General features: G+C 72.6%; 22 protein-coding genes. 8 read left to right on the top strand and 14 right to left on the bottom strand.

Annotated elements, in window-relative coordinates; all coding sequences use genetic code 11:
- Window positions 1-63 precede the first annotated feature (63 nt).
- The gene (locus tag ACFVTH_RS11495) at window positions 64-621 is read left to right on the top strand and encodes a TetR/AcrR family transcriptional regulator (protein ID WP_387090680.1); all 558 of its coding nucleotides are present in this window, start codon (window positions 64-66) and stop codon (window positions 619-621) included.
- Window positions 622-624: 3 nt separating this feature from the next.
- Here ACFVTH_RS11495 and ACFVTH_RS11490 read toward each other — a convergent pair whose 3' ends face one another.
- The 4 genes from ACFVTH_RS11490 to ACFVTH_RS11475 form a co-directional block, all read right to left on the bottom strand.
- Window positions 625-1,089 (bottom strand): recombinase family protein, encoded by a 465-nt coding sequence (locus ACFVTH_RS11490; protein WP_387090678.1) that lies wholly within the window; start codon window positions 1,087-1,089, stop codon window positions 625-627.
- A 113-nt stretch (window positions 1,090-1,202) separates the two neighbouring features.
- Window positions 1,203-5,141: a hypothetical protein gene (locus tag ACFVTH_RS11485; protein WP_387090676.1), complete on the bottom strand. Its 3,939-nt coding sequence runs from the start codon at window positions 5,139-5,141 to the stop codon at window positions 1,203-1,205.
- Between the two features lie 182 nt (window positions 5,142-5,323).
- A complete protein-coding gene (locus ACFVTH_RS11480; RefSeq protein ID WP_387090674.1) occupies window positions 5,324-6,136 on the bottom strand; it encodes an alpha/beta fold hydrolase in 813 nt (270 codons plus the stop codon).
- 69 nt (window positions 6,137-6,205) lie between these two features.
- Window positions 6,206-6,742, bottom strand: coding sequence for a bifunctional nuclease family protein (locus tag ACFVTH_RS11475; protein WP_387090671.1), 537 nt, complete (start codon window positions 6,740-6,742; stop codon window positions 6,206-6,208).
- A 139-nt stretch (window positions 6,743-6,881) separates the two neighbouring features.
- On the opposite strand from ACFVTH_RS11475, the gene ACFVTH_RS11470 reads away from it, so the two are divergent.
- Window positions 6,882-7,262: a DUF2255 family protein gene (locus ACFVTH_RS11470; protein ID WP_387090668.1), complete on the top strand. Its 381-nt coding sequence runs from the start codon at window positions 6,882-6,884 to the stop codon at window positions 7,260-7,262.
- Window positions 7,263-7,328: 66 nt separating this feature from the next.
- A complete protein-coding gene (locus ACFVTH_RS11465) occupies window positions 7,329-9,023 on the top strand; it encodes a glycoside hydrolase family 13 protein (protein ID WP_387090665.1) in 1,695 nt (564 codons plus the stop codon).
- Window positions 9,024-9,192: 169 nt separating this feature from the next.
- Here the strand turns inward: ACFVTH_RS11465 and ACFVTH_RS11460 are convergent, their stop codons facing one another.
- Together ACFVTH_RS11460 and ACFVTH_RS11455 are read right to left on the bottom strand one after the other, a co-directional pair.
- Window positions 9,193-10,671, bottom strand: coding sequence for an amino acid permease (locus ACFVTH_RS11460; protein ID WP_387090662.1), 1,479 nt, complete (start codon window positions 10,669-10,671; stop codon window positions 9,193-9,195).
- A gap of 81 nt (window positions 10,672-10,752) precedes the next feature.
- Window positions 10,753-12,255 carry an aminotransferase class I/II-fold pyridoxal phosphate-dependent enzyme gene (locus ACFVTH_RS11455; protein WP_387090660.1) on the bottom strand — a complete coding sequence of 501 codons (1,503 nt, stop codon included), beginning with the start codon at window positions 12,253-12,255 and terminating at the stop codon, window positions 10,753-10,755.
- Window positions 12,256-12,329: 74 nt separating this feature from the next.
- Here ACFVTH_RS11455 and ACFVTH_RS11450 point away from each other — a divergent pair, with 74 nt between their 5' ends.
- Window positions 12,330-13,277 carry a LysR family transcriptional regulator gene (locus tag ACFVTH_RS11450; RefSeq protein ID WP_387090656.1) on the top strand — a complete coding sequence of 316 codons (948 nt, stop codon included), beginning with the start codon at window positions 12,330-12,332 and terminating at the stop codon, window positions 13,275-13,277.
- 12 nt (window positions 13,278-13,289) lie between these two features.
- Here the strand turns inward: ACFVTH_RS11450 and ACFVTH_RS11445 are convergent, their stop codons facing one another.
- Window positions 13,290-13,649 (bottom strand): DoxX family protein, encoded by a 360-nt coding sequence (locus tag ACFVTH_RS11445; RefSeq protein ID WP_387090654.1) that lies wholly within the window; start codon window positions 13,647-13,649, stop codon window positions 13,290-13,292.
- Between the two features lie 128 nt (window positions 13,650-13,777).
- On the opposite strand from ACFVTH_RS11445, the gene ACFVTH_RS11440 reads away from it, so the two are divergent.
- A complete protein-coding gene (locus ACFVTH_RS11440; RefSeq protein WP_387090651.1) occupies window positions 13,778-14,206 on the top strand; it encodes a winged helix-turn-helix transcriptional regulator in 429 nt (142 codons plus the stop codon).
- Between the two features lie 45 nt (window positions 14,207-14,251).
- Here the strand turns inward: ACFVTH_RS11440 and ACFVTH_RS11435 are convergent, their stop codons facing one another.
- On the bottom strand, window positions 14,252-15,163 hold the full coding sequence (locus ACFVTH_RS11435) for a lytic transglycosylase domain-containing protein (protein ID WP_387090648.1): 912 nt from the start codon (window positions 15,161-15,163) through the stop codon (window positions 14,252-14,254).
- A 216-nt stretch (window positions 15,164-15,379) separates the two neighbouring features.
- Here ACFVTH_RS11435 and ACFVTH_RS11430 point away from each other — a divergent pair, with 216 nt between their 5' ends.
- A complete protein-coding gene (locus ACFVTH_RS11430; RefSeq protein WP_387091849.1) occupies window positions 15,380-16,525 on the top strand; it encodes an acyl-CoA dehydrogenase family protein in 1,146 nt (381 codons plus the stop codon).
- Here ACFVTH_RS11430 and ACFVTH_RS11425 read toward each other — a convergent pair.
- The 4 genes from ACFVTH_RS11425 to ACFVTH_RS11410 are packed head-to-tail and all read right to left on the bottom strand — an operon-like array spanning window position 16,515 to window position 20,524.
- The gene (locus ACFVTH_RS11425) at window positions 16,515-17,099 is read right to left on the bottom strand and encodes a TetR/AcrR family transcriptional regulator (RefSeq protein ID WP_387090645.1); all 585 of its coding nucleotides are present in this window, start codon (window positions 17,097-17,099) and stop codon (window positions 16,515-16,517) included. The genes ACFVTH_RS11430 and ACFVTH_RS11425 overlap by 11 nt on opposite strands.
- 1 nt (window position 17,100) lies before the next feature.
- Window positions 17,101-18,744, bottom strand: coding sequence for a cytochrome b/b6 domain-containing protein (locus ACFVTH_RS11420; RefSeq protein WP_387090643.1), 1,644 nt, complete (start codon window positions 18,742-18,744; stop codon window positions 17,101-17,103).
- 6 nt (window positions 18,745-18,750) lie between these two features.
- A complete protein-coding gene (locus ACFVTH_RS11415; protein WP_387090641.1) occupies window positions 18,751-19,737 on the bottom strand; it encodes an electron transfer flavoprotein subunit alpha/FixB family protein in 987 nt (328 codons plus the stop codon).
- Between the two features lie 10 nt (window positions 19,738-19,747).
- Complete coding sequence (locus ACFVTH_RS11410) at window positions 19,748-20,524, bottom strand: electron transfer flavoprotein subunit beta/FixA family protein (RefSeq protein WP_387090638.1); 777 nt, start codon at window positions 20,522-20,524, stop codon at window positions 19,748-19,750.
- 170 nt (window positions 20,525-20,694) lie between these two features.
- Here ACFVTH_RS11410 and ACFVTH_RS11405 point away from each other — a divergent pair, with 170 nt between their 5' ends.
- Window positions 20,695-22,491, top strand: coding sequence for an acyl-CoA dehydrogenase (locus tag ACFVTH_RS11405; RefSeq protein ID WP_387090635.1), 1,797 nt, complete (start codon window positions 20,695-20,697; stop codon window positions 22,489-22,491).
- A gap of 110 nt (window positions 22,492-22,601) precedes the next feature.
- Here the strand turns inward: ACFVTH_RS11405 and ACFVTH_RS11400 are convergent, their stop codons facing one another.
- Window positions 22,602-23,345: a formylglycine-generating enzyme family protein gene (locus tag ACFVTH_RS11400; RefSeq protein WP_387090632.1), complete on the bottom strand. Its 744-nt coding sequence runs from the start codon at window positions 23,343-23,345 to the stop codon at window positions 22,602-22,604.
- An 85-nt stretch (window positions 23,346-23,430) separates the two neighbouring features.
- Between ACFVTH_RS11400 and ACFVTH_RS11395 the strand changes: the two genes are divergently transcribed.
- Complete coding sequence (locus tag ACFVTH_RS11395) at window positions 23,431-24,084, top strand: TetR/AcrR family transcriptional regulator (protein WP_387090629.1); 654 nt, start codon at window positions 23,431-23,433, stop codon at window positions 24,082-24,084.
- A 63-nt stretch (window positions 24,085-24,147) separates the two neighbouring features.
- Here ACFVTH_RS11395 and ACFVTH_RS11390 read toward each other — a convergent pair whose 3' ends face one another.
- A complete protein-coding gene (locus tag ACFVTH_RS11390; protein ID WP_387090626.1) occupies window positions 24,148-25,131 on the bottom strand; it encodes an NAD(P)H-dependent flavin oxidoreductase in 984 nt (327 codons plus the stop codon).
- Window positions 25,132-25,135 lie beyond the last annotated feature (4 nt).

Raw genomic sequence — 25,135 nt, 5'->3', positions numbered from 1 at the left:
CGGATATCCGACATCTGTCGGACGCTTGGCCGGGCCGAGGCATCCGCCTGACAGAATCGCGGTATGGATGTCCGCGTCGAACGCACCCGCCGGGCCCTGCAGGAGGCGCTGTTCGAGCTCGCCAGGGAGCGCCCGCTCGAGGACCTCACCGTGGCCGACATCGCGCAGCACGCCGGGGTCAACCGGTCGAGCTTCTACCAGCACTACGCCGACAAGGAGACCCTGCTCGCCGACGCCCTCGACGCCGCGGCGGAGGCGGCGGGCGCCTCGCTCCCGCGGATCAGCGAGCCGTTGCCGGCGCCGCCGCAGGCGCTCTTCGACTACCTCCGCCACTTCGACGCCAACGCCGAGGTCTACCGCCGCGTGCTCGGCGCTCAGGGCTCGGCACTCGTCACCGCACGCCTGCGCACGAAGATCGAGGGCATCGTGCGCGACGGCATCGAGGCCTCGGGCGCCCGCGTGTTCGACGGGCTTCCCCTCGACATCGTCGGCGCGGGCATCGCGGGCTCCGCGCTCGGGGTCATCGAGGCCTGGCTCGCGCGAGACCCCCGCCCACCCGTCGAGACGGCGGCGGAGTGGCTGTGGCGGGTGCTGCTCGGCCCCGGCGACGACTGGCGGTGAGGCTCAGCCCGGCTCGCCGGCGCCCTGCTCGATCGCGGTGTCGGCGAGGTGCCGGGCGCCGTGGCTCAGCACCTTGACGACGACCCCGCGCCGCCGCAGCTCGCCGAGCGTGCGCACCTCTTCGTCGAGGTCGCGGCCGAGGGCGTGCACGTTCGCCACGACGAGCACGTCGCCGTCGTGGAGCGTGCCGAAGAAGCGGGCGAGCCGCTGCTCCCACGATTCGCCGAGGTTCTCGGGCGCCGGATAGCGGAAGTCGAGGATGGCGACGCCGAAGGCGAGCAGGTCCTGTCGCTGCTCGAGGATCGGCGGCATGTCGTCGCGCGCGACGACGAGGCCGACGAGTCGCGAGCCCTCGGGCCGCGCCATCCACCAGTGGCCGTCGTGCCGCACCTCGACGAAGCACTCGGGGCACTCGGTCGGCGTGTGCGCGACCTGCCCCGTGCCGTTCATGGGACCCTCGTCGCTCATCGTGCTCGCCTCGCTCCTGCCCGTTCGTCCGGCATTCATCGTACGCGGTCACGGCGACATCGGGCCCGGCCGCGCCCGCGCAGAGCTCCCGAGCCCGTCCGGCCGATCCGTCGTCAGTCGTCGGCGCGCACGCGCGCCCGGCGCCCCAGCGCCCGGGCGCGAACGACGGCCGCCGCGCCGAGCAGCACCGCGACGAACGCGAGCAGCGCCCAGCCCGCTCCCCCGAACCCCGTGTCCGAGAGCGCACCCGGGCCGGACGGGGCCGGCGGACCGGGACTCGGCCCTGGCGTCGGGCCGGGCGGCGAGGTCTGCTCGTTCGCGAAGGTGCACACCGCCGTGTCGCCCAGGCCGAGGCCGACGATCGCGGTCGAGCCCTCGACCTCGACCCCGTCGCTCGCGCCCGTGCAGGTGATCGCCGCGAGTTCCCACCCGGCGGCGTCGAGCTCGGTCACGACGACCTCGCCGGGCGCGAGCGGCGCGGTCGAGAACGGCGGCGAGGCATCCGTCAGCGTGAAGCCCTCGCGCGGTTCGCCCGCGGCGCTCCATTCGAAGGCGAACTCCTGCGACGACCCGCTCGGGTCGGTCGTCTTGTCGACGACGAGCACGCCCCACTCCACGTTCGTGAAGGTGCAGGTGACCGTCTCGCCGGGGTCGAGCTCGATCGAGCCGACGAGATCGGCGTCGGTCGACGGCGTGCCCTCGGCGTCGCCGTCGACGCACCTGAGGTCAGTGGTGTCGTAGCCGTCCTCCTCCGACTCCGCGACCGTGTAGCTCCCGGGCGGGATCGCGTCGAAGATCGCGGCTCCCGTGCCGTCGCTCGTGGTCACGGTGAACTCGGGCGGGTCGAGCCAGTCTCCGGTGAACGCGAAGGTGCCGTCGGCGCCGTCGACCGCCTTCGCGATCACGATGCGCCCCGGCGCCGTGTTCACGGCGCGGCACTCACCGACGTCGCCCGGGCCGACCGAGAACTCCGAGAGGTCGTCGATCTCGAACGGCGCGCCCCCGTCGCCCGGCGTGATCGTGCAGCTGAGCGTGCCCTCGATCCAGTCGGGGCGGTCGGCCTCGACGAAGGAGTAGCGGACGCCGGGGACGATGACGGGCAGCGGGATGGTCGCGGTGCCTCCCTCGGTCACGGCGCCGACGGTCAGGGGGTCGACCTCGTGGTCGAGATCCACGAGCACGAACTCGAACGTGCCGTCGCCGCCGAGCGAGGTCTTGGTCAGCGTGCCGGTGCCCGGCACGGCCTGGTTCGTGAACGTGCAGGCGAGCTCCTGCCCCACCGGCGCCGTGAACTGCACGCCGGGCGTGTCGGGCTCCTCGTCGACGAGGCCGCCGCAGTCGACACTGCCGGTCCAGCCCGGGGGCACGTCCTCGGTGATCGAGTAGCTCCGCCCCGGCACGAGGCCCGACCAGCTCACGCTCTGTGCCGACTGCCCGACGCCGCTCACCGCCTTGGGGTCCGTCTCGCCCTCGGGAACCGGTGCGATCGACAGGTCGAACGACCACGCGAAGTCGGAGGCGATGCCGCCGGCGATCTTCGCCACGGTGATCGACGACGTCGCCGCCGCATTCTCGACCGAGCACGAGATCGTCTGGCCGGGAGCGGGCACGAACTGCACGCCGGGAAGGGCGGGGTCGAGGTCGGCGATCCCCTCGCAGGCGAGCTCGCCGCGCGTCCAGCCGGGCTGCGCGGCCCCGGCCTCGCGCACCGTGTAGGTGGCACCCGGCGTGAGCTCGCCCCACTCGACCACGGGCGCCCCGTCGGTCGCGGTGCGGCCCTCGACGCCGCCGTCGGGGGCGACGAGCTCGAAGTCGAACGACCAGGCGAGTCCGGGGTCGGCGCCGCTGACCGACTTCTCGACGGCCAGCGAGGCCGGCGCCGCGCGGTTGGTGAAGAAGCAGACCGCCGCCTCGGTGTCGGCGAGCTCGACGACGACGCCGCGCCCGTCGGCGCTCGGCGTCCAGTCGGCGCCGTTGCAGTCGAGGCCGTCGAGCGACCACCCGTCGACGTCGGCGGGCTCGGTGATCGTGTAGCTGCCGGGTTCCAGCCCGCCGAACGAGGCCAGGGCGACGTTCGGCGGCGTCGAGCTGCCGTTGAGCTCGAACGCGGTCGGCTCGTCGTCGGGCGGGGTGAAGAGGAACGCGAACTGCTGGTCGTACTCCACCGGCACCGTGCGCTTGATGACCGCGATCGAGCCCGGGAGGCTGTTCGTGAAGAAGCACCGCACCGTCTCGCCCGGCAGCACGGTGAAGTCGATCGTGCGCTGTTCGAGGTCGCCCGTGTTGTCGCTGCCGCCGTACGTGCACGAGAGGTCGGCCAGCCTGGTCGCCGGGTCCGCCTCGTCGGTGGCCTCGGTGATCGTGTAGTCGCCCGGCTCGACCCCCGTGAAGACCTCCTCGTAGAGGGTCCCGTCGCCGTTCGGCACGGCGATGCTGAACTCCTCCCCGCCGGGCAGGTCGCTCGTGAAGTCGAAGGTGCGGCCGTCGACGCCATGCGCCTCCTTGGAGACGATGACGGTGCCGAGCTGGGTGTTCGTGAAGGTGCAGGTGATGTTCTGTCCGGCCTCCGGGGTGACGGTGACCGAGCGCTCGCCCGTCTCGGCCTCGGCGTCGCAGCTGATGCCCGGCGGCAGCCAGCCCTCGGCGGGGCCCTCGGCGATCGAGACGGGCTCGCCGACCGGCACCGCGAACGAGCGGCTGCCGCCGTCGCCGAGCTCGAACGGCGGCTGCCCGGTGACCTCGAAGCCGAAGTCGGCGGTCGCGCCGTCGGGCTCGGTCTGCTTCACGACGGTGATCACCGCGGCCGAGTTGGTGATCACGCAGTCGGTCGTGTTCTCGGGCGAGACGAGGAACCGGTCGGCCGGGTCGTCGAGCACGAACTGCTGCGGAGGGCCGCCGGCGAGGGGGATCGCGGTGCAGACGACCGACTGCAGCGACCACGGGGGCGGGATCTGCGTCTCCGTCAGGTGGTAGTCCGACGCGGCGAGCACGTCGGGGTACGTCTTCGTCTCGCCCGCGGCGACCGTGTCGACGATCGTGCCGACCGGCGGAGGACCGGGGATCACCACTCCCCCGTCGCGGGCGATCGTGAAGCCGAACTCGTCGTCGGCCACGACCCCGTCGGGCACGGTCTCCTTCGTCACCGTGAGCGCCCCGCAGTTCGACAGGGTCATCGGGTCGGGGGTGTGCTCCGCGAAGTCCTGGATGTTCGCCTGCGGCGAGTTGCCGGTGCGCGTGAACATCTCGGACACCTCGAACGTGCTGCACTGCGTCGGCGCGAAGATGCCCGCGGTGTTCAGGTCGATCGCGAACTCGCCGAAGGTCTCGAGCGGCTGGTTCGTGAGCGGCGGCCCCTCCTGCCGCACCCCGGTCGACCAGGCGATGTCGGCCGTGCCCGGCTGCGCCTGCCAGGTTCCGGCGCCGAGCGGGTTCGCGCAGGCGTCGCCCGCCGTCGGCGTCCAGCGCAGCACCCGGGCGGTCGTGCCCGACGAGGCGTAGTCGAACTCGATGAGCACGTCGTCGCACCGGCCGGCGGCGGGCCCCTCGAGGTCCTGGAAGATGCTCACCTCGCCGTTGCCCGCGTACCTCGTCCAGTAGCCGTAGAGGATGGCGTGCCGCGTGCCGTCGGCGGCGACGACGACCTCGAGTCCGTAGCCGGTCGAGCAGAGGTCACCCTTCTCGTTCGGCTTGGCCGAGCCGGGGAGCCACGGGTTCGTGTTCGGGCTCTGGCTCGGCGGCGCGCCGGTCGGCTCGGCACCGACGGCGCACGCCGCGGTCGCCGAGTTGTTGTCCCAGTCGAAGGCCGCCTGGATGACGCCGCTCGACTGGAGCCCCTGCGGGGTCGTGTACGCGCCGGTCGGCACGAAGGTGAAGCTGCCGTCGGACTGGACGCCGGTGATGAAGTCGCCCCAGTTGAAGGTGTTCGGCGGGGAGGCGGGAGTCGTGGTGCCGTTGACGACCATGCCCGTCTGGAGTCCCGACGGCGACAGGGTCGCCGCGGAGGCGGGGCCCGCGGCGCCGAGCGGCACGAGGACGGCTGCGAGCAGTGCCACGGCGATCGCCGCCGCGCCCCTCCGCCGACGCACGGTCATGCTCGGCCGGCCGCCGATCGCGCACGGGGGTGGGGCGACGGCGTTGCCGTCGCGCTGATCAGCTGGCCCGTTCCCCCCGGGGTGCGCACGTTTTCACCGTAGCGGACTCGCGCCACGGGGTACAGGGTCGCCGCGCAGCGCGCTCAGCCGCGGGGCGCGTGCGCCCCGAAGAACTCGATCGCCGCCTCGCGGAACACCCGCGACCCCGGCGCGTTGAAGTGGTGGCGCCCGGGCAGCTCGACGAACTCGCCGCTCGGCGTCGCCGCTGCGAGGAGGCGCGACTCCTCGATGATCGCGTCCTTCGTGCCGGTCGCGAAGAGGATCCGCTGGCGCGGCGGCCGCGACACGTCGGGGTCGGCGTCGCCGCCGTGCCGCATGCCCTCGGCGAGCGCGATCAGCGCGAGCAGGTCGTTGCCCTCGACCCGTTCGGCGAGCGCCGCGTAGTTGCGGGTCACGGGGTCGTCGATGGGGGTGCCGTGCAGGGCGTACTCGCGCGCCTGCGCGATGTCGAGTCGGGCGAGGGGCCGCCCGTCGGGGATGCCGCCGAGCACCGCGCAGTCGACGTGCTCGGGCGCCTGCACGGCGAGCTGCCAGCCCACGCGCGCGCCGAGCGAGTACCCCGCGTAGCGCACGGTGTCGAGGAGATAGGTGTCGAGCACGGTCACGAGGTCCTGCACGAGCGCCGACATCGCGTACTCGGACGCCTCGCGCGGCTTGTCGCTCGCGCCGTGCCCGAGTTGGTCGACCCCGAGCACCCGGTACCCGGCGCCGAGCAGGTCGCGCACCCAGCCGGTGTTGACCCAGTTGTCGCGGCAGCTCGACGCGAAGCCGTGCACCGCGAGCACGGTCGGCGCCGACTCGTCGCCCCAGGAGTACGTCGCGATGCGCCGCCCCTCCGCGGTCATCACGAACTGGGGGGCGGGCATCGCGGTCAGCTGCGGAAGCGAGGCATCCATGTCGGCCATTCTCCCGGTTGCGGATGCCTCGCGCAGCAGGCCGGCCGGACTCCGGCCCCGGCGGACCGCTCAGCCCTGGAAGTCCTCGGGGTCGACGTCGTCGAGGAAGCGCTTGAACTCGGCGAGCTTGGCCTCGTCGTCTCGCCCCTCGTCGCCCGAGCCGCCGTCGGCGGCATCCTCCTCCTCACCGGCGAACGCGGCGGGGACGGCCGCTTCGTCGAGCACCTCGTCGGCGACGAAGATCGGCGCCGCGGCCCGCAGCGCGAGGGCGACCGCGTCCGACGGCCGCGCATCGACGACCTGCCGCCCGCTCGGGGTGGTGATCGTGAGCTCCGCGTAGAAGGTGCCGTTCTCGATGCGGGTCACGTCGACGCGCTCGACCCGCGAGTCGAGCGTCGCGAAGAGCGTCGTGATGAGGTCGTGCGAGAGCGGGCGGGGCGGCCGCTCGCCCTCGAGCGCGACGAGGATCGAGGTCGCCTCCTGCGAGCCGATCCAGATCGGCAGCACGCGCGGAGCGCCGGGCTCGAGGCCGTCGAGCGGCTTCAGCAGCACGAGGTGCTGCTGCGCGGCGTCGAGCGCGATGCCGAGCACGCGGACCTGGACCATGGTTCGAGGGTAGGCGCCTTCACCGCCCGCCGACAGGGCGTTCGACGACGTGCGGTTCGCCCGTAGCGAGCGCGCTGGCGCGCGCCGCTCACCGGGTTCAGGATGGAACGAGCCGGACCGCGATCGAAGGAGCACCCGCATGACCGCCTGGACCCCCGACGAGCTCGACAGGATCGGCGACGCGGAGGAGCTGAGCCTCGCCTCCTACCGTGCCGACGGCACGCTCCGCCCGTACGTCGTGATGTGGGTCGCGAGGGCCGGCGACGAGCTGTACACCCGGTCGGCGTACGGCCCCGACGCCGCCTGGTACCGGCACGCCCTCGCGAGCGGCCGTGGCCGCATCCGCGCCGGCGGCCTCGAGCGCGAGGTGCGGTTCGAACCCGGCGACCCCGAGGCGAACGCGCCGCTCGACGCCGACTACCACCGCAAGTACGACCGCCACGGTCCGAAGATCGTGGGCACCGTCGTCGGCGAGCACCGCTACGGCGTCACGGTGCGACTCGCCCCGAACGAGGCGTAGCCCGTCGCCACCGCCTCGTGAAGAATGGCGGGATGCGCGGCGAACGCCGTGCCCCGAGAGGACCGCATGACGAACGAGGCCGAGCACGTGGCATCCGACCCGAACTGGTGGCGCCAGGCGGCCGTCTACCAGATCTACCCGCGCAGCTTCGCCGACCGCAACGGCGACGGCATCGGCGACCTCGTCGGCATCACCTCGCGGGTGCCCTACCTCGCCGAGCTCGGCGTCGACGCGGTGTGGCTCAGCCCGTTCTACCCCTCGGCGCTCGCCGACGGCGGCTACGACGTCGACGACTACCGCGACGTCGATCCGAAGATCGGCACCCTCGCCGAGTTCGACGAGATGGTCGCCGCGCTGCACGGTGCGGGCATCAAGGTGGTCGTCGACATCGTGCCGAACCACAGCTCCGACCGGCACGAGTGGTTCCGCGCGGCGCTCGCCGCAGGCCGGGGCTCGCCCGAGCGCGAGCGGTACCTCTTCCGCGACGGGCGCGGCGCGAACGGCGAACTGCCGCCGAACGCGTGGACCTCGATCTTCGGCGGCAGCGCCTGGGAGCGCGTCACCGAGCCCGACGGCACCCCGGGCCAGTGGTACTTCCACCTCTTCGCGAAGGAGCAGCCCGACCTCAACTGGGAGCTGCCCGAGGTGCACGAGGACTTCCGGCGGACGCTGCGGTTCTGGAGCGACCGGGGCGTCGACGGCTTCCGCGTCGACGTCGCCCACGGGCTGAAGAAGGACCTGGACGGCTCGCACGACGACCTCGCGACGATCCACCGCGCCGACCTCTTCGCCGACGGCTCCCACCCTCTCTGGGACCGCGACGACGTGCACGAGGTCTACGCCGAGTGGCGGCGCGTGTTCGACGAGTACGACCCGCCGCGCACGGCGGTCGCCGAGGCGTGGGTGCACGCCGACCGGCGCGCCCGCTACGCCTCGCCCGAGGGGCTCGGCCAGGCGTTCAACTTCGACCTGCTCCAGGCGGGCTTCGAGGCGGCGGGCTTCCGCGAGGTGATCGCGAAGAACCTCGCCGAGGCGGCCGCGACGGGCGCCTCGTCGACGTGGGTGTTCTCGAACCACGACGTCGTGCGGCATGCGACCCGCTACGGCCTGACCGACGAGTCGGGCGCCGTGGGCGGCACGCCGACCGGCGCGGAGGGCAAGGCGTGGCTGCTCGCGGGCGGCGACCCCGAGTTCGTCGACGCCGAGCTCGGCCTCCGTCGCGCCCGTGCGGCGACGCTGCTCATGCTCGCGCTGCCGGGCTCGGCGTACCTCTACCAGGGCGAGGAGCTCGGCCTGCCCGAGGTCGGCGAGATCCCCGACGTCGAACGGCAGGACCCGGTGTTCTTCCGCAACACGGGCGTCGAGGTCGGCCGGGACGGATGCCGCGTCCCGCTGCCCTGGACGGCGGAGGGACCCTCGTTCGGGTTCGGCCCGGCCGGCGGCGCGGCCCCGCACCTGCCGCAGCCCGAATGGTTCGCCCGCTACGCCGTCGACGTCGAGGCAGGGGTGCCGGGCTCGACGCTCGAGCTCTACCGCGACGCGCTGCGGCTGCGTCGCGAGCTGCAGGGCGCCGAGACGCTCGAGTGGCTCGAGGCCCCCGCGCCGACGGCGCTCGCCTTCGCCCGGCCCGGCGGTTGGCGCTCGGTGACGAACTTCGGCGACGAGGCCGTGCCGCTGCCCGACGGCGAGGTGCTCGTCGCGAGCGGCCCACTGCCCGGCGACGGCACGCTGCCGGGCGCGACGACGGTCTGGCTGCGCTGAGCGACGGGCGGGCTCCGCGGCCTCAGCCAGCAGGCGGCCCCTCGTGCGTCCCGTCGTCGCCCGTGCCGCGTCTCCCCGCGCTCCGTGCCCCGCACCACCGCCCCCGCGGTTCGGGAATGGGCCTGCGACCATCCTCCCCCCGTTTCCCGAAGGAGGTCGCAGGCCCGGCTCAGTGCTCCGCGTCGACCTCGTCGAGCGGGTGCGTGGTCGTCGGGATCGCCCCGGTGAGCGGCAGCCCGTCGCGGAGCAGGCGGCGACGGCGGAGCATCCACAGGAACGCGAGCACGACGAACCAGACGGGGGCTGCGAGAAGCGCGGGGCGCGTGCTCTCGCCGAGCAGCAGCGTCACGATGATGAACGCGAAGAAGGCGAACACGAGCCACGGCGTGACCTTCGCGAACGGCATGCGGAACGCCGAGGCCGCGTGCTTCTCGGGGTGGCGGCGCTGGTACACGAGGTGGCTCGCGACGATCGATCCCCAGGTGAAGAGCACGAGGCTCGCGCACACCGAGCTCACGAAGGTGAACGCCTGCACGACGCCGTCGCCGGCGTAGAGCAGCGGGATCGCCGCGAAGAGGAACACGCAGGTGAAGAAGACGGCGTTGCGCGGGATGAACCGTCGGTCGACCTTCGCGAAGACGCGTGCGGCGTGGCCGTCCTTCGCGAGGCCGAACAGCATGCGCGTTCCGGAATACAGCCCGGAGTTCGCGCTCGACGCCGCCGAGGTGAGCACGACGAGGTTGATGGCGAAGGCCGCCGCCCCGAACCCCGCGAGCAGCAGGGTCGAGGTGAACGGGCTCGTGCCGGCCTCGATCCGGTCCCACGGCGTGATGCTCATGATGACGACCATCGCGCCCACGTAGAAGACGATGATGCGCACGACGATGGAGTTGATCGCCTTCGGCAGGTTGCGGCGCGGGTTCTGCGTCTCGGCGGCGGCGGTGCCGACGAGTTCGACGCCGATGAAGGCGAACACGCCCATCTGGAAGCCCATGATGAAGCCTGAGGCGCCGAGCGGGAACAGCCCGCCGTGCTCCCACAGGTTCGTGACCGAGGCCTGCACGCCGTCGGGGCTCGTGTAGCCCGTCACGATCAGCACGATGCCGACGGCGATGAGCCCGAGGATCGCGACGATCTTCACGATGGCGAACCAGAACTCGGTCTCGCCGAACCACTTCACCGGCTGCAGGTTGAGGATCGTGAGGCCGATCGCCGTGAGGAGCGCCGGCACCCAGACGGGCAGGTCGGGCGCGAAGTACTGCGTGTACGCGGTGATCGCGACGATGTCGGCGACGCAGGCGACCACCCACGAGAACCAGTAGGTCCACGAGACGAAGAACCCGGCCCACGGGCCCAGCATGTCCTTCGCGATGTCGCCGAAGGTCTTGTAGTGCAGGTTCGACAGCAGCAGTTCGCCGAGCGCCCGCATGATGAAGAACACGAAGACGCCGATGATCATGTACACGAAGATGATCGACGGGCCGGTGAGGCTGATGACGGTGCCCGAGCCGAGGAACAGGCCGGTGCCGATGGCGCCGCCGATCGCGATCAGCTGGAGGTGCCGGTTCTTCAGCCCGCGTTCGAGCTCGGCGGGCGGGGCCTCACTCGAGGCGCCGGTCGGTCTGGGGGGCGATACCGCTTCGGTCATCGGGGGACTCCTTCGTCTGTGCGGATCGGGGCGGGGTGCTCGAGGCCCGCGCCGGGCGTCTGACCCGGCGCGGCGCCCGGCTCAGGCTCGGGCGACGACGCGCACGCGGTCGAGCCGGGGATCGACGCTGCCGCGCACGTAGCCCGAGGCATCGGCAGCGGTGGCGCGGAGGAAATCGAGCACTTCGCGGGTGAACGGTTCACCGGGAAGCACATTGGGGATACCAGGAGGATACGCGGCGAGCGCGTCAGCCGAAATTCGGCCGACCGCTTCCTCCCACGGAATCACCTCGGTCTCGCTGAGGAACGCGTCCTGCACGCTCATCGCGAGCGGCGCGACGGCTGGCAGCGGGCGGGGGTCGCTGAGGCTCTCGGCCACCACGGGCAGCGCGTGCAGCGCGGCGAGGAAGCGACCGACGTCGACCCGGCTCGTCGCGCCGAGCAGCAGGAGGATCGCGGAGTGCGTCGAGAGCTCGACGACGACCCCGTGATCGCGGATGAGCCGGTGGTGCGCCTCGCCGCCCGAGATGCCGCCGGCGCGGGTGTCGATGACGATCTTGAAGGGGTCGAGGTCGACGGTGCCCGCGCTGCGGCGGATGTCGTCGCTCGCGTCGCGGAAGCGACCGCCCTCGCGGATGCCGCGGCGGATCGCGTCGGCGGCGGCGAGCGTCTCGCCGATCGACCGCTCGCCGTCGACGACGAGCCGGCGGCGGGCCTCGTCGAGCGAGGCCATGAGGAGCGCGCTCGACGAGGTCGACTGGTACGAGCGGTGCACGCGGTCGACGAGCCCCTCGAGGCGCTGCCCGAACGGCCCCTCGCCGAGGAAGAGCATGGCCGACTGGGTGAGCGAGCCGCCGCCCTTGTGCGTGCTCGAGACGACGAGGTCGGCTCCGAGCCGCGCGGCGTTCGTCGGCAGTCCGGGGTGGAAGCCGAAGTGCGCGCCCCAGGCCTCGTCGACGATGAGGGGCACGCCGTGCGCGTGGGCGACCTCGGCGATCGCGGCGATGTCGGAGACGGCGCCGAAGTAGCTGGGGCTCGTGAGGTAGACGGCGCCGCTCGCGGGGTGCGCGGTGAGGGCGGCGTCGACCTGCTCGGCCGTCAGCCCGTGCGACGAGCCGAGCGCGCTGTCGACCGCACCCTGCACGAAGTGCGCGTCGATGCCGCCGTGGGCGATGCCGTCGATGACGCTCGAGTGCACGCCGCGCTGCACGACGAGCTCACGGCCGAGCGCGCGGGCGACCATCGTCGCGATGTGGTTGCCCTGCGACGCCCCGTTGGTGAGGAACCAGGCGCGGCGGGCGCCCCAGGCGTCGGCCGCGAGCTCGAGCGAGCGGGCGAGCGGCGTCGGCTTCGCGGGGTTGATCATGCGCCAGCTGTCCTGGTCGATGCCGCTGAACAGCATCGGCTTGTCCATGCGCAGCGCCTGCTCGCCGATGAACGAGGCGATCCCGGGCGCGTTCTCGGCGTGGCCGTGGTGGGCGGGCACGTGGATGTGCTGCCAGTCGCCGGCGGCGAGCGCGCGGAGCGCATCGGCGTACGGGACCTCGGTCTGCGTGGGGAGCTGCGTCGGTGCGGCGTGGAACATGAGGTTCAGGCTAGGAAGCCTCGGGCGGCATGAGAAGTGGGTGAATCTGTGCCACAGCGACATACGCTCTATGAGTGATCTCGTTGCAGCAGCTCCGCGTCATCCTCGCCGTGCGCGCGAACGGCAGCCTCACGAAGGCGGCGAACGCCCTCCACTACGGCGTCCCGACCGTCACGCACCACCTCGACGCCCTCGAGTCCCGCCTCGGCGCACGCCTCGTCGAGCGCACGCCGCGGGGCGCGCGGCTGACCCCGATCGGCGAGCTGCTCGCCGAGGAGGGCGAGCAGATCCTCGCGCGGGTCGCGCACGCCGAGCGACTCGTCGCCACCTACCGCGACGCGGGCGCGATGACGCTCGTCGTCGGCACCTTCCCCTCGATCGGCTCCCGGCTCCTGCCCGAGGCGATCCGGGCGCTTCGGGAGTCGATGCACGTCGAGGTCGAGCTCGTCGAGGGCGAGCCGACCGAGCTCGTGCGCATGCTCGGCGAGGGCGCCCTCCATGCGGCGATCATCTACGACCTCGAGGGCGACCCGGCGTTCGACGCACCCGACCTCGAGTCCACCCTGCTCATGTCCGAGCCGTTCCACGTGCTCGTGGGGGCCCGGAGTCCCCTCGCCCGGCTCGACGAGCTCGACCTCGGCGAACTCGGGCGCAACTGGATCGGCAGCCGCAACGACGACGAGGCGTCCCAGCGGGTGCTCCGCCGGGCGAGCGCCGCGCTCGGCCAGGAGCTGCACGTGTTCACCCGCACCGACGACCTCAACATGATCCACGGCCTCGTCGCGGCCGACCTCGCCGTCGCGCTCACGGTTCCGTCGACGCTCGTGCCGGGGTTCGGCGTGGTGGCGCGCCCGTCGGTGCAGGAGCTCGGGATGCGGCGTCTCGCCTTCGTCACCCGCGGCGACGGGCAGCCGCCGGCGCTCGCCCGCCTCCGCGAGATCCTGGTCGAGGCGGCGGCCGAGCTTGCGACCGCGACCGCAGTCGCGACGGCCGTCCGGCCCCGCACGCCGGACCGACGGTGAGGCGCGCCCGGCTCAGGCGAAGACGAGCCAGCCCGTGCCGATCGCGACCGCGACGATGCCGAGCACGAGGCTCGGGGCAAAGGGCTCGCGACGACGGAGGTGGAGGCCGACCGCGACGGCCATCATGCCGGCGAGCCCGAAGGCGGCGATCGGCGTCAGCCAGGGTGCGATGCCCGTCGCCGCGGGCAGGATCAGGCCGAGCGCGCCGATCACCTCGAGCGCGCCGATCCCCTTGAGCTGGGCGGGATTCACGACCTCGACCCACGACATCTTCTCCCCGACGCGCTCGTACGGGGTGACGACCTTCATGGTGCCGGCCATCACGAAGGCGAGGGCGAGCACGGCGGTGACGATCCAGAGGGCGATGATCATGGGGGTTCCCTTCTCGGTTACGAACAGTTCGTAACGCACGATCGGGTATCGTATTCCTCGAGCGCCCGGCACTTCTCCGTGCGTCGCGCACCTCGAGGTGCGTATCGGGCCTGCGAAAGGAGCCGTGCATGCCGAGTCCGTCCCCGCGCCCCCTGCTCACCCCGCCCGTCGACGCCCCGTTCGGGCACGAGGGCACCGCCGCGTGCAGCGTCGACAACCCGGCGAGCGGGCTCATCCGCGAGATCCTCGCCCGAGTCGGCGACAAGTGGAGCATGCTCGTCATCGGCGTGCTGCACGACGGCCCCCTGCGCTTCACCGAACTGCAGCGCAAGATCGACGGCATCTCGCACCGCATGCTCACGCAGACGCTGCGCAGCCTCGAGCGCGACGGCCTCGTCACGCGCACGAGCTACCCCGAGATCCCGCCCCGCGTCGAGTACGCGGCGACCCCGCTCGGCCGCTCGCTCTCCGAGCCCGTCATCGAGCTCGCCCGATGGGCCGCCGCCCACCGCGCCGACATCCTCGACGCCCGCGAGGCCTACGACGCCGAGCGCTGACCGGGCGATGCGACCCGCCGAGCGTCGACCGGGCCGTTGCGCGCGTCAGCCGACCGCGTCCGCGTACTCCTGCGCGACCCGCGCCACCTTGTCGACGTAGTCGTTGTCGTGGTTGTACGAGTACACCGCCGTGCGCCAGCCCTCGGCGCTCGCCATGGAGCCCGCCACGCACAGGTAGCGAGCCGTCGTGAGGGCGGCGTCGTCGATCTGATGGGGGTCCGCCACGTCGTCGCCGTTCGCGTCGCTCGCCCACCGGTCCCAGGTCGAGGGGATGAACTGCATCGGCCCGACGGCGCGATCCCACGTGGCGTCGCCGTCGAGGACGCCGTCATCGGTGTCGTGGATCGTGGCGACCCCGTCGCCGTCGAGTGCGCGGCCGATGATCGGCGGGCGGACGTCGCCCGACTCGCCGAGCGACGAGTCGCCGTGACGGCCGTGATCCGACTCGATCGACCCGATCGCGGCGATCGTCGCCCAGTCGACCCCGCACTGCGGCTCCTCCTGGGCGACTGCGACGTGGGCGAGCGTGTAGGCCGCGAGCGCCCGCACCGGGATGCCGGTCGCGTCGGCGACGGTCTCGAGCCAGTCGCCGTCGATCACGGGCATCGGCAGTCGCTTGGGACCGGAGCCGGACACGTCTGCGGGATCCTCGGGCGACGCGGTGCCCCCGTCGGCAGAGGGATCGCCTTCGGACCGGTCGAGCTCGTCGGGCTGCGCGGTGGTGGGCGGCAGGGCGACGTACGAACCGTAGGCGGCCGGAGCGGCGAACCCGTCGGGGTTGCGTGCCGTGCCGATAAGATTCACGGCCACGACGACGCCGGCCACGAGCGCGACGACGCCGACCGTCGCGCCCAGGTACATCGCGACGCGGCCGATCGCCTTCCGCCAGCCGCCCGCCGTGCGGGCTGGACGACGCTCGCCGGCATCGTCGGCGTCGAAATCGTCGTCCCAGGACATCGTTGCTCCGTTCGGGCGTTGGTTCAGGGTGCCCGCGGGGCCGACCGTGGTCGCTCGTTCGAACGCGACGGCGACGACCCCGCATCCACAGTACGCGCCCTTCGCGGATCCTGCGCCCAGATCGTGCCAGTCGGCTCGCACGCCGACTCCTCGTGGATCGCCGCCCGCCCGGCTAGGCTCGGCCTCGCGGGCACCGAGGAAGGGCTGATGCGAGCCATGTCGAACGCACTCTCAGAGGATCAGCTCGCGATCGTGGCCGCGGTCCGCGAGTTCACGGCGGCCGAGCTCGCCCCGTTCGCGAACGAGCGCGACCAGACCAAGCACTTCCCGGTGGACACCCTCGAACGAGCGGGCCGGCTCGGCCTCGGCGGCATCTACGTCGCCGAGGACGTCGGCGGGTCGGCCCTGGGCAGGTTCACCGCCGCGCTCGCGTTCGAGGAGCTCGCCAAGGGCGACACGGCCATCGCCGCGTACCTGTCCATCCACAACATGGTGGCGTGGATGATCGACCGATACGGCGACCGGGAGCAGCGCGAGCGGTGGCTGCCCGGCATGAGCTCGCTCGTCGACCGCGGCAGCTACTGCCTGACCGAGCCGTCGGCGGGGTCCGACGCGGCCGCGGTGACCACCTCAGCACGGCGGGACGGCGACGAGTACGTGCTGAACGGGGTGAAGCAGTTCATCTCGGGCGCGGGCTCGTCGGCGGTCTACCTCGTCTTCGCCCGCACCGGCGGCGCGGGCTCGCACGGGATCAGCGCGATCGTCGTCCCCGGCGAGGCATCCGGCCTCTCGTTCGGGGCCGAGGAGAAGAAGATGGGCTGGAACGCCCAGCCGACGCGCCAGGTCGTGCTCGACGACGTGCGCGTTCCGGTCGGCAACCGCCTCGGCGAGGAGGGCGACGGCTTCGCGATCGCGATGTCGGGGCTCGACGGCGGCCGGGTGAACATCGCGGCCTGCTCGCTCGGCGGCGCCCAGTGGGCGCTCGACCGCACGCTGCGCTACGTGCGCGAGCGCGAGACCTTCGGGCACCCGCTCGCCGAGCACCAGTCGATCGGGTTCGCGCTCGCCGACATGGCGACCGAGCTCCACGCCGCGCGCCTGCTCGTGCACGACGCGGCCGCCGCGATCGATGCTCGCGACCCCGACGCCTCCGCGAGGTGCGCGATGGCCAAACGGTTCGCGACCGATGCCGCCTTCGCCGTCGCGAACAGCGCCCTGCAGCTGCACGGCGGGTACGGCTATCTCTCGGAGTACGGCATCGAGCGGGTCGTGCGCGACCTGCGCGTGCACCAGATCCTCGAGGGCACGAACGAGGTGATGCGCATGATCATCGCCCGACGGCTGCTGGCGCTCAGCTCGTGAGCAGCCCCGAGTGCAGCAGCTCGAGGTAGTTCGCGCTGACGCTCGCCGCCGTGTGGCTGCCGCCCGGGCGGTACCAGCGCACCGTCGACCAGACGGCGTCGCGGATGAAGCGGAAGGCGAGTCGGGGGTCGATCGACTCCCGGAAGACGCCGTCGCGCTGGCCCGCCGTGATCTGCTCGAGCCAGAGCTCCTCGATGCGCGCCGCCCCCTCGACGAGGAACTCGAAGCCGGGCTGGGTCATCAGGAACCCGGTCTCGTTCTGGTAGATGCTCACCTCGTCGGGGCGCTGCTCGATCGTGAGGAAGGCGTGCTCGACGAGCTGGTCGAGGTGCTCGCGATGGCTGCCCTCGCTCGCGACGATCCGCTCGAAGTGCGCGAGCGTGTCGCCCATGAAGGAGCGCAGGATCTCCTGCAGCACCGCCTCCTTCGACGAGAAGTGGTGGTACAGGCTGCCCGAGAGGATGCCGGCCTCGTCGGCGATGTCGCGGACGGTCGTCGACGAGTAGCCGCGCGAGGCGATCTGCCTCGTCGCGATCGCGAGGATCTCGTCGCGCCGGCCCGGTGCGTCGCCCACGTCAGCGCCCGCTGACCTTGCCGAACAGCCGCGCGATGGGCGCGAGCACGAGCGGTCGCGCCGCGACCCACGCGGCGGCGATCACCGCGAGCGAGCCGACGAAGATCCAGAACCCCGTCCAGTTCACGACGTCCTGGCTGGCGTACATGTGGTTGAGGTTGCGCAGGGCGCCGGTCGCGAAGACGAGCCCGACGTGCACGATGATGAAGAGCACGAAGTAGAGCATGACCGGGAAGTGCACGGCCCGGGCCCACTCGACCGGGTAGATGCGGTTCAGCGTCTTCGCGTTCTTCGGCCAGAGGCCCGACATCCGCACGCCGGTGATCACCGCGAGCGGCGCCGCGACGAAGACGGTGACGAAGTAGGCGATCTGCTGCAGGCTGTTGTAGTTCACCCAGCCGTTCTCGGTCGGCCAGTCGAGCGACAGGTACTGGAGCAGCGCCGAGATCGCGTTCGGGAAGACCTCCCAGCTGGTCGGCACGATCCGCATCCACTGCCCGGTCGCGAAGAGCAGCACGACGAACACGAGGCCGTTGACGAGCCACAGGATGTCGAGGGACTGGTGGAACCACAGCGACAGGCTGATCTTCCGCTTCGCGTTCCACCGCGGCGACCAGAACGCGGTCGGCCGCTTCTGCGTGCGGACCTGCAGGCCCGAGCGGATGATGAGCACGATCAGGAACACGTTGAAGAAGTGCTGCCAGCCGATCCACGCGGGGATGCCGACCGGCGCCGACTCGGGCAGGTGGTACTCCCCCGGATACGTGGCGATGAAGTCCTGCATCGGCGCGAGGGCGAGCAGCCAGTTGACCACGACGACGACCCCGGTCGCGGCGAGCAGCAGGCCGAAGCCGCCGATGGCGAGGCCGCCGGCCCACTCGGCCCGGGTGTACGGTCCGTAGCGCTTCGGCCACGGCGCGGCGTCAGGGCGGGCGGATGCCACGGCGACCGCCGCACGCCGCGGCTGCGGCGTCGGGGCGGGCCGAGGCGCCGGCGCGGGCGCGGGCGTCGCGGCGGCCGCCGCCGGTGCAGCGGGCGCGGGCGCGGCGACGGGCTCGGGCTCGGGCTCGACCGCCGGCGGGACCTCGACCGGCGCCGCCACCACCCGCTCGGGTCGCACGGGGGCCGTGCCGGCCGGGGGCCAGGGCTCGCCGTCGGGCGTGCGCGGGAGTCCGCGGCGCAGGACGACTCCCCCGGCGACGACGGTCGCGGCGGGCTGCGTCGCTGCGGGTGCCGCGGCTGCCGCGGCTGCCGCGGTCGCGGGGGCTCCGCCAGACGGGGCGGCCTCGGCGGGAGCGGCGACGGCCGTCGAGTTCGGGGCTGCGCGACCGGCGGCAGCGCTCGCCGCCACGGGCGCTGCGGATGCGGGCGGCCAGGGCTCGCCGCCGGGCGTGCGCGGAAGTCCGCGGCGCAGCGTGCGCGCCGTGCGCGCCGTCGCGACGGCGGCGGCGGCAGCGGTGACGGGTGCGGCCGTCAACGGCGCCCGATCCGCCACGGCGGCCGCGCCGTCCACGGTCGCCGTCGCGGCCGCGCCCGGCGGCGCCTCGGCCGGAGCCGCCGCCGAAAGCTCGGTCACCGGCGGCCAGGGATCGCCGCCCGCCACACGGGGCAGGCCCTGCCGCGTCGTTCGCCCGTACGTCGCCATCGGGTGCTACGCCTTCCGCGCCTCGAGCGCGGCGATCAGTTGCGGCACGACCGTGAACAGGTCGCCCACGACGCCGAAGTCGGCGATCTCGAAGATCGGGGCGTCCGCGTCCTTGTTGATCGCGACGATCGTCTTCGCCGTCTGCATTCCGGCCCGGTGCTGGATCGCGCCCGAGATGCCGAGGGCGATGTAGAGCTGCGGCGAGACCGAGACGCCGGTCTGGCCGACCTGGTACGACTGCGGCACGTAGCCCGCGTCGACGGCCGCCCGCGAGGCGCCGACCGCGGCGCCGAGCACGTCGGCGAGCTGGTCGACGAGTGCGAACTGCTCCTCCGACCCGAGACCCCGGCCGCCCGAGACGACCTTCGCCGCGCCGCGCAGCTCGGGGCGCGACGAGGTGACGACGGCCTCCTCGACGCTGCCGATCACCGCGGCACGGCGGCCGGATGCCTCGACCGCGAGCCGCTCGATCGAGGCGGGCCGCGCCTCCGCGCGGGCGTCGACGGCACCCTCGCGAACGGTGATGACGGGGGCGCCCCAGGTGACGGCCGAGTCGACGTTGTAGGCGCCGCCGTAGACGGAGTGGTGGGCGACGACGCCCTCGGCGTCGCGGGAGACCCCGACGGCGTCGACGGCGAGGCCCGAGCGGGAACGAGCCGCGAAGCGCGCCGCGACCTCGCGCCCCTCGATGGAGTTCGAGACGAGCACGGCATCGGGTCGCACGACGTCGGCCGCCGCGGCGAGGGCGTCGGCGGCGGGCACGGTCAGCTGCGCGCCGGCCTCGGCGTGCTCGGCCACGAGCACGTGGGCCGCGCCGAGCGCGGCGGCATCCGTCGCGGCCTGCTCGCCCTCGCCGGCCGCGGCGACGAGCAGGGCGACGGGCGTGCCGACGCCGGCTGCGGCGCCGAGGAGCCCCGCAGCGCTCTTGGTGAGCCCACCGGAGGGCAGGACGTCGAGGAGGACGAGGATCGAGTCGGCCTGGTAGTCAGTCATCGTCGGTTCCTTACGCGAGCCGGTTCTGGACGAGGTACTCGGCGAGGCGCTCCCCGGCGTCGCCCTCGTCGACGATCTTGGTTCCCGCCGTGCGCGGCGGCTTCTCGGCGAGCGAGATCATGATCGACCGCGACGCCTCGACGGTGTCGGCCTCGACGCCGACCTCGGCCAGCGAGAGGGTCTCGAACGGCTTCTTCTTCGCGGCCATGATGCCCTTGAAGTTCGGGAACCGGGCGTCGGGCAGGCGTTCGGTGATCGAGACCACCGCGGGGAGCGACGCCGTGACCTGCATCGTGCCGTGGTCGCTGGCGCGCTCGCCGCGCACCTCGCCGTCGGCGATCTCGACCGTGTTCAGGCTCGTCGCGTTCGGCACATCGAGGAGTTCGGCGATCATCGCCGGCAGCACGCCGCCCGAGCCGTCGGTCGACTCGTTGCCCGCGATCACCAGGTCGTACCCGATGTGCTGCAGCGTCGCGGCGAGCGCTTCGGCGGTGAGCCCGAGGTCGGCGCCGACGAGCGCCTCGTCGACGAGCTGCACGGCCGAGGACGCTCCCATGGCGAGGCCCTTCCGCACCGTCGCCGCCGCCGATTCGGGCGACATGGAGAGCACGACCACCTCGGTGCCGGGGTTCGCGTCGGCGTACGACAGCGCGACCTCGAGGGCGCGTTCGCCGATCTCGTCGAGCACGGTGTCGCTCGCCGCACGATCGGCGAGGCCGGTCTGCAGGTTCAGCTTGCGGTCCCCGTAGGTGTCGGGGACCTCCTTGACCAGGACGACGATCTTCATTCCGCTCCCTTGTGCACGCGAGTCGCTCCATCCTAACCAAGCACTTGCTTGCCTGGAAACGGCACTCTTTTGTGGTGTATCGCCAAAGCCGTTTGAGCGGGCGACGGATGCCTCGTGGAACCCCCACAGTTCCGGGCGGGCGCTCGGCGTGCCGGGGTTACGCTGCGGGCATGAGCGGATTCCGACCCCCTGTTGCAGACATCGCCTTCGCCCTCGAGCACGTCGTCGACTACGACGCCGTCGCACAGCTGCCCGGATTCGAGCACGCCGACCTGGAGACGGTCTCCGAGATCCTCGACGAGGTCGGCAGCTTCATGGCCGAGGTGGTGTCCCCGACCAACCGCGCCGGCGACCTCGAGGGTTCGACGCTGAACCCCGACGGCACCGTCACGACGGCGACCGGATTCAAGGAGGCCTACGCCGCCTACGTCGACGCCGGCTGGGGCTCGGTCCCGCTGCCCGAGGAGTACGGCGGCGGCAACTTCCCGCGCTCGGTCGGCCTCGCCATCCAGGAGCTCATGATGACCTCCAACATGGCGTTCTCACTGGCCCCGCTGCTCACGCAGGGCGCGATCGAGGCGCTCCTGCACTACGGCAGCGACGAGCAGAAGCAGCAGTGGCTGCCGAAGATGGTCTCGGGCGAGTGGTCGGGCACCATGAACCTCACCGAGCCGCACGCCGGCAGCGATGTGGGCGCCCTCACGACGAAGGCCGTCAAGCGCGCCGACGGCACCTACGGCATCACCGGCCAGAAGATCTTCATCACCTTCGGCGACCACGACATGAGCGAGCAGATCGTGCACCTCGTGCTCGCCCGCACGCCCGACGCGCCCGCCGGCACCCGGGGCATCTCGATCTTCATCGTGCCGAAGTTCCTCATGAACGACGACGGCTCGCTCGGCGAGCGCAACGGCGTCCACACCGTCGGCGTCGAGCACAAGATGGGCATCCACGGCTCGCCCACGTGCGTGCTCTCCTACGAGGACGCGACCGGCTACCTCATCGGCGAGGAGAACATCGGCATGCGCATCATGTTCGTCATGATGAACAGCGCCCGCCTCTCGGTCGGCACGCAGGGCCTCGCCGTCGCCGAGCGCGCCTACCAGCAGTCGCTCGACTACGCGCAGGAGCGCATCCAGGGCCGCGCGGTCGGCGCGACCAGCGACTCCCCGATCATCGACTTCCCCGACGTGCGACGCATGCTCATGACGCAGAAGGCGTACATCGCCGCGATGCGCCGCATGATGCTGCTGAACGCGACGTACACCGACCAGTCGACGAACAACCCCGACCCCGCCGTGCGCGCCCGCGCCAACGAGATCGTGGGACTGCTCACCCCGATCTGCAAGTCGTTCGGCACCGACCTCGGCAACGAGCTCACCTCGCTCGCGCTGCAGATCCACGGCGGCATGGGCTTCATCGAGGAGACCGGGGCCGCCCAGCACTACCGGGACGTGCGCATCGCCGCGATCTACGAGGGCACCAACGGCATCCAGGCCGCCGACCTCGTGGCCCGCAAGCTCCCCGTGCGAGACGGCGCGAGCGCCCTCGAGTTCATCGCGAGCATGCGCGGGCTCGACGCCGAGCTGGCCGCCGCGGGCGAGGAGTTCGCCTCGATCCGCAGCAACCTGAACGCGCAGCTCGACGCGCTCGAGCAGACCACCGCGTGGATGCTCCGCACCGGCGCGACCGACCCGAACGCGGTGCTCTCGGGCTCGAGCCCGTACCAGCGCATCTGGGGCCTCGTCATCGGCGGCTGGCTGCTCGCGAAGTCGGCACTGGCCGCCCGCGGCCTCGACGCCGACGGCATCGCCGAGACGCAGCTGCCGCTCGCCCGCTTCTACGCCGAGCAGCTGCTGCCGCAGGCCGCGGGTCTCGTCGGCGCCGCGACGGCCGGTTCGCGCGACCTCTTCGCCCTCGACGCCGACGCGCTCGGCGACGCGGTGGCGCGCGGGGTTCGCGTCTGACCGCACGCGATCGCTCGAACAGGAAGGCCCGGCACCTCGAACGAGGTGTCGGGCCTTCCGGCGTTCGGCGAGCCGGCTGCCCTTCGGCCCGGCTCCTCGGCCCCGACTCCTCAGCGCCGCGGCGTCCAGCCGGGCGGCAGCGGCCCGTCGACCTCGGCGCGCTCGCGGTCGGCGGCCGCCGACCAGCCCTGGGCGGCGTCCTCCCCGTCGAAGCCGCCGCGGGCGACGCGGAACCCGAGGTCCTCGTGGTGCATGCGCGGCGCGCCGCCGCGACGGGTCGACGCCCGTACGCTCCAGGCGTCGTCGGCGAAGCCGCCGCCGCGGAAGACGCGGTAGTCGTCGTAGCGGGCGGGGTCCAGCAGGTCCCAGCACCACTCCCACACGTTGCCGAGCGTGTCGAAGAGGCCGTTGAGGTTCGGCAGCCGGCCCCCGATCGGCTGTGGCGTGGTCACGCCGTCCGCGGCGGTCCAGGCGACCTCGGCGAGCGGCCCGTAGTGCGGACCGGTCGAGCCGGCACGACAGGCGTACTCCCACTCGGCCTCGGTGGGCAGCCGGTAGCCGTCGGAGTCGACGTGCCATGCGACCGCTTCGCCGTCGAACGAGTACGCCGGGTCGAGGCCCTCCCACTCGGAGGCCGCGTTGCAGAACCGCACGGCGCGGAGCCAGCTGACGTCGCCGGCCGGCCTCCGCGGATGCGCGGCGGTCTCGCCGAGCAGCTCGCCGAGCTGTGCCTGGGTCACCGGGTACACCCCGATCTCGAACGGCTCGAGCTCGACGGTCCGGCGCACCCTGCGGCGGGCGTCGTGCAGGGTGACGCTGCCCGCCTCGATGCGGGCGAGCTCGATGTCGGTCATCCGGGCAGTCTCGCACGGGTGCGGCGACCGCGACCGCCTGCCGCCCCCTCCCCCGCGCCACGAAATCTAACTATGATTCGAAATCATGGCGAATCCGGTCGACGACGACGCAGCGGCACCGACGAAGACGCTCGCGGGCAAGACGGCGAGCAAGTCGGCGCGCACGCGCGAGCGCATCCTCGACTCCGCCGCGCACGTGCTGAGCCGCAAGGGCTACGCGGGAACGCGACTCGTCGACGTCGCCGCGCACGCGAACCTGCAGGCCCCGACGATCTACTACCACTTCGCCTCGCGCGACGAGCTCATCGAAGAGGTCATGTGGGTCGGTGCGGCGCGGGTGCACCTGCACGTCGTCGACGAGCTCGCGGCGCTGCCCGCCGAGACGACGCCCCTCGATCGCATCCTCACCGCCGTCGAGGCGCACCTGCGCTACGAGCTGCTCATCTCCGACTACACGACCGCCTCGATCCGCAACGCGAACCAGGTGCCCGAAGGCCTGCGCGCGAAGGCCGCGGCCGAGGAGGCCGTCTACGCGAAGCTCTGGCGCGACCTGCTGAACGATGCGATGGACGCGGGACAGCTGCGCCCCGACCTCGACATCTCGGTGTCGCGGCTGCTGCTGCTCGGGGCGATGAACTGGGCGGCCGAGTGGTGGAACCCGCGCCACCGCACCCTCGAGGACCTCATCGGCGCCACGCAGGACATGGTGCGCTACGGCATGGCGCTGCCGCAGCGGTAACCGCCGGAGCGGGCCGGCACCGCGTCGGGGAGGGACGCGGCACCGGCCCGTGAGGTGACGGGGTCACGCCGTGACCGGCACCCCGAACTGCGCGATCCGGGCGCGCAGCACCTCCTCGGCGTCGGCGACGATGCGCCGCACCACCTCGCCCGCGTGGGGGATGTCGCGGATGAGCCCCTGCACGAGCCCGACCGTCCAGATGCCGGCGTCGAGCTCGCCCTCCTCGAAGACCTTGCGACCGCGAGCGCCGGCGACGAGCTCGCGGATGTCGGCGAACTCGCCGCCCTGCGCGAGGATCTCGACGACCTCGTCGCTCACCGCGTTCTTCGCGACGCGCGCGGTGTTGCGCAGGCTCCGGAAGATGAGGTTGGTGTCGAGCTCGCTCGCCTCGACGATCCGCTCCTTCACCACCTGCGAGATCGGCGACTCGACCGTGCACATGAACCGCGAGCCCATGTTGACGCCGTCGGCGCCGAGCGCGAGGGCGGCGGCGAGGCCGCGCCCGTCGGCGATGCCTCCGGAGGCGATGAACGGGATCGTGAGGGCGTCGGCCGCGGCCGGGATGAGCACCAGGCCGGGCACGTCGTCCTCGCCGGGGTGCCCCGCGCACTCGAAGCCGTCGATCGACACGGCCGTGACGCCGACGCGCTCGGCCTTCAGAGCGTGGCGCACGCTCGTGCACTTGTGGATCACGCGGATGCCGTGCGGCGCGAACGCCTCGACGTGCGGCTCGGGGTTGGAGCCGGCGGTCTCGACGATCGTGACCCCGGAGTCGATGATGGCCCGGCGGTACTCGTCGTAGGGCGGCGGGTTGATCGACGGCAGGATCGTGAGGTTCACGCCGATCGGCTTGTCGGTCATCGTGCGCGCCCGCTCGACCTCGCGCACGAGGTCGGCGGGCGTCGGCTGGGTGAGCGCGGTGATGATGCCGAGGCCGCCCGCCTCGGAGACGGCTGCGGCGAGCTCGGCGCGGCCGACCCACATCATGCCGCCCTGCACGACGGGGTGCTCGATGCCGAGCGCCTCGGTGAATCGCGTGGTGAGCATCCGG

This window comes from Agromyces sp. NPDC058104 (assembly GCF_042884835.1).
Lineage (GTDB): Bacteria > Actinomycetota > Actinomycetes > Actinomycetales > Microbacteriaceae > Agromyces.
Note: the sequence above shows the minus strand (reverse complement) of the source record. Positions and strands in the feature narration are given on the sequence as shown.

Excerpts from the sequence above, each read along its gene's own strand:
- ACFVTH_RS11495 (WP_387090680.1), top strand. The coding sequence starts at position 64 with ATGGATGTCCGCGTCGAACGCACCCGCCGGGCCCTGCAGGAGGCGCTG.
- ACFVTH_RS11490 (WP_387090678.1), bottom strand. The coding sequence starts at position 1,089 with ATGAGCGACGAGGGTCCCATGAACGGCACGGGGCAGGTCGCGCACACG.
- ACFVTH_RS11480 (WP_387090674.1), bottom strand. The coding sequence starts at position 6,136 with ATGGATGCCTCGCTTCCGCAGCTGACCGCGATGCCCGCCCCCCAGTTC.
- ACFVTH_RS11475 (WP_387090671.1), bottom strand. The coding sequence starts at position 6,742 with ATGGTCCAGGTCCGCGTGCTCGGCATCGCGCTCGACGCCGCGCAGCAG.
- ACFVTH_RS11470 (WP_387090668.1), top strand. The coding sequence starts at position 6,882 with ATGACCGCCTGGACCCCCGACGAGCTCGACAGGATCGGCGACGCGGAG.
- ACFVTH_RS11465 (WP_387090665.1), top strand. The coding sequence starts at position 7,329 with ATGACGAACGAGGCCGAGCACGTGGCATCCGACCCGAACTGGTGGCGC.
- ACFVTH_RS11460 (WP_387090662.1), bottom strand. The coding sequence starts at position 10,671 with ATGACCGAAGCGGTATCGCCCCCCAGACCGACCGGCGCCTCGAGTGAG.
- ACFVTH_RS11455 (WP_387090660.1), bottom strand. The coding sequence starts at position 12,255 with ATGTTCCACGCCGCACCGACGCAGCTCCCCACGCAGACCGAGGTCCCG.
- ACFVTH_RS11445 (WP_387090654.1), bottom strand. The coding sequence starts at position 13,649 with ATGATCATCGCCCTCTGGATCGTCACCGCCGTGCTCGCCCTCGCCTTC.
- ACFVTH_RS11440 (WP_387090651.1), top strand. The coding sequence starts at position 13,778 with ATGCCGAGTCCGTCCCCGCGCCCCCTGCTCACCCCGCCCGTCGACGCC.
- ACFVTH_RS11435 (WP_387090648.1), bottom strand. The coding sequence starts at position 15,163 with ATGTCCTGGGACGACGATTTCGACGCCGACGATGCCGGCGAGCGTCGT.
- ACFVTH_RS11430 (WP_387091849.1), top strand. The coding sequence starts at position 15,380 with ATGTCGAACGCACTCTCAGAGGATCAGCTCGCGATCGTGGCCGCGGTC.
- ACFVTH_RS11420 (WP_387090643.1), bottom strand. The coding sequence starts at position 18,744 with ATGGCGACGTACGGGCGAACGACGCGGCAGGGCCTGCCCCGTGTGGCG.
- ACFVTH_RS11415 (WP_387090641.1), bottom strand. The coding sequence starts at position 19,737 with ATGACTGACTACCAGGCCGACTCGATCCTCGTCCTCCTCGACGTCCTG.
- ACFVTH_RS11410 (WP_387090638.1), bottom strand. The coding sequence starts at position 20,524 with ATGAAGATCGTCGTCCTGGTCAAGGAGGTCCCCGACACCTACGGGGAC.
- ACFVTH_RS11405 (WP_387090635.1), top strand. The coding sequence starts at position 20,695 with ATGAGCGGATTCCGACCCCCTGTTGCAGACATCGCCTTCGCCCTCGAG.
- ACFVTH_RS11400 (WP_387090632.1), bottom strand. The coding sequence starts at position 23,345 with ATGACCGACATCGAGCTCGCCCGCATCGAGGCGGGCAGCGTCACCCTG.
- ACFVTH_RS11395 (WP_387090629.1), top strand. The coding sequence starts at position 23,431 with ATGGCGAATCCGGTCGACGACGACGCAGCGGCACCGACGAAGACGCTC.
- ACFVTH_RS11390 (WP_387090626.1), bottom strand. The coding sequence starts at position 25,131 with ATGCTCACCACGCGATTCACCGAGGCGCTCGGCATCGAGCACCCCGTC.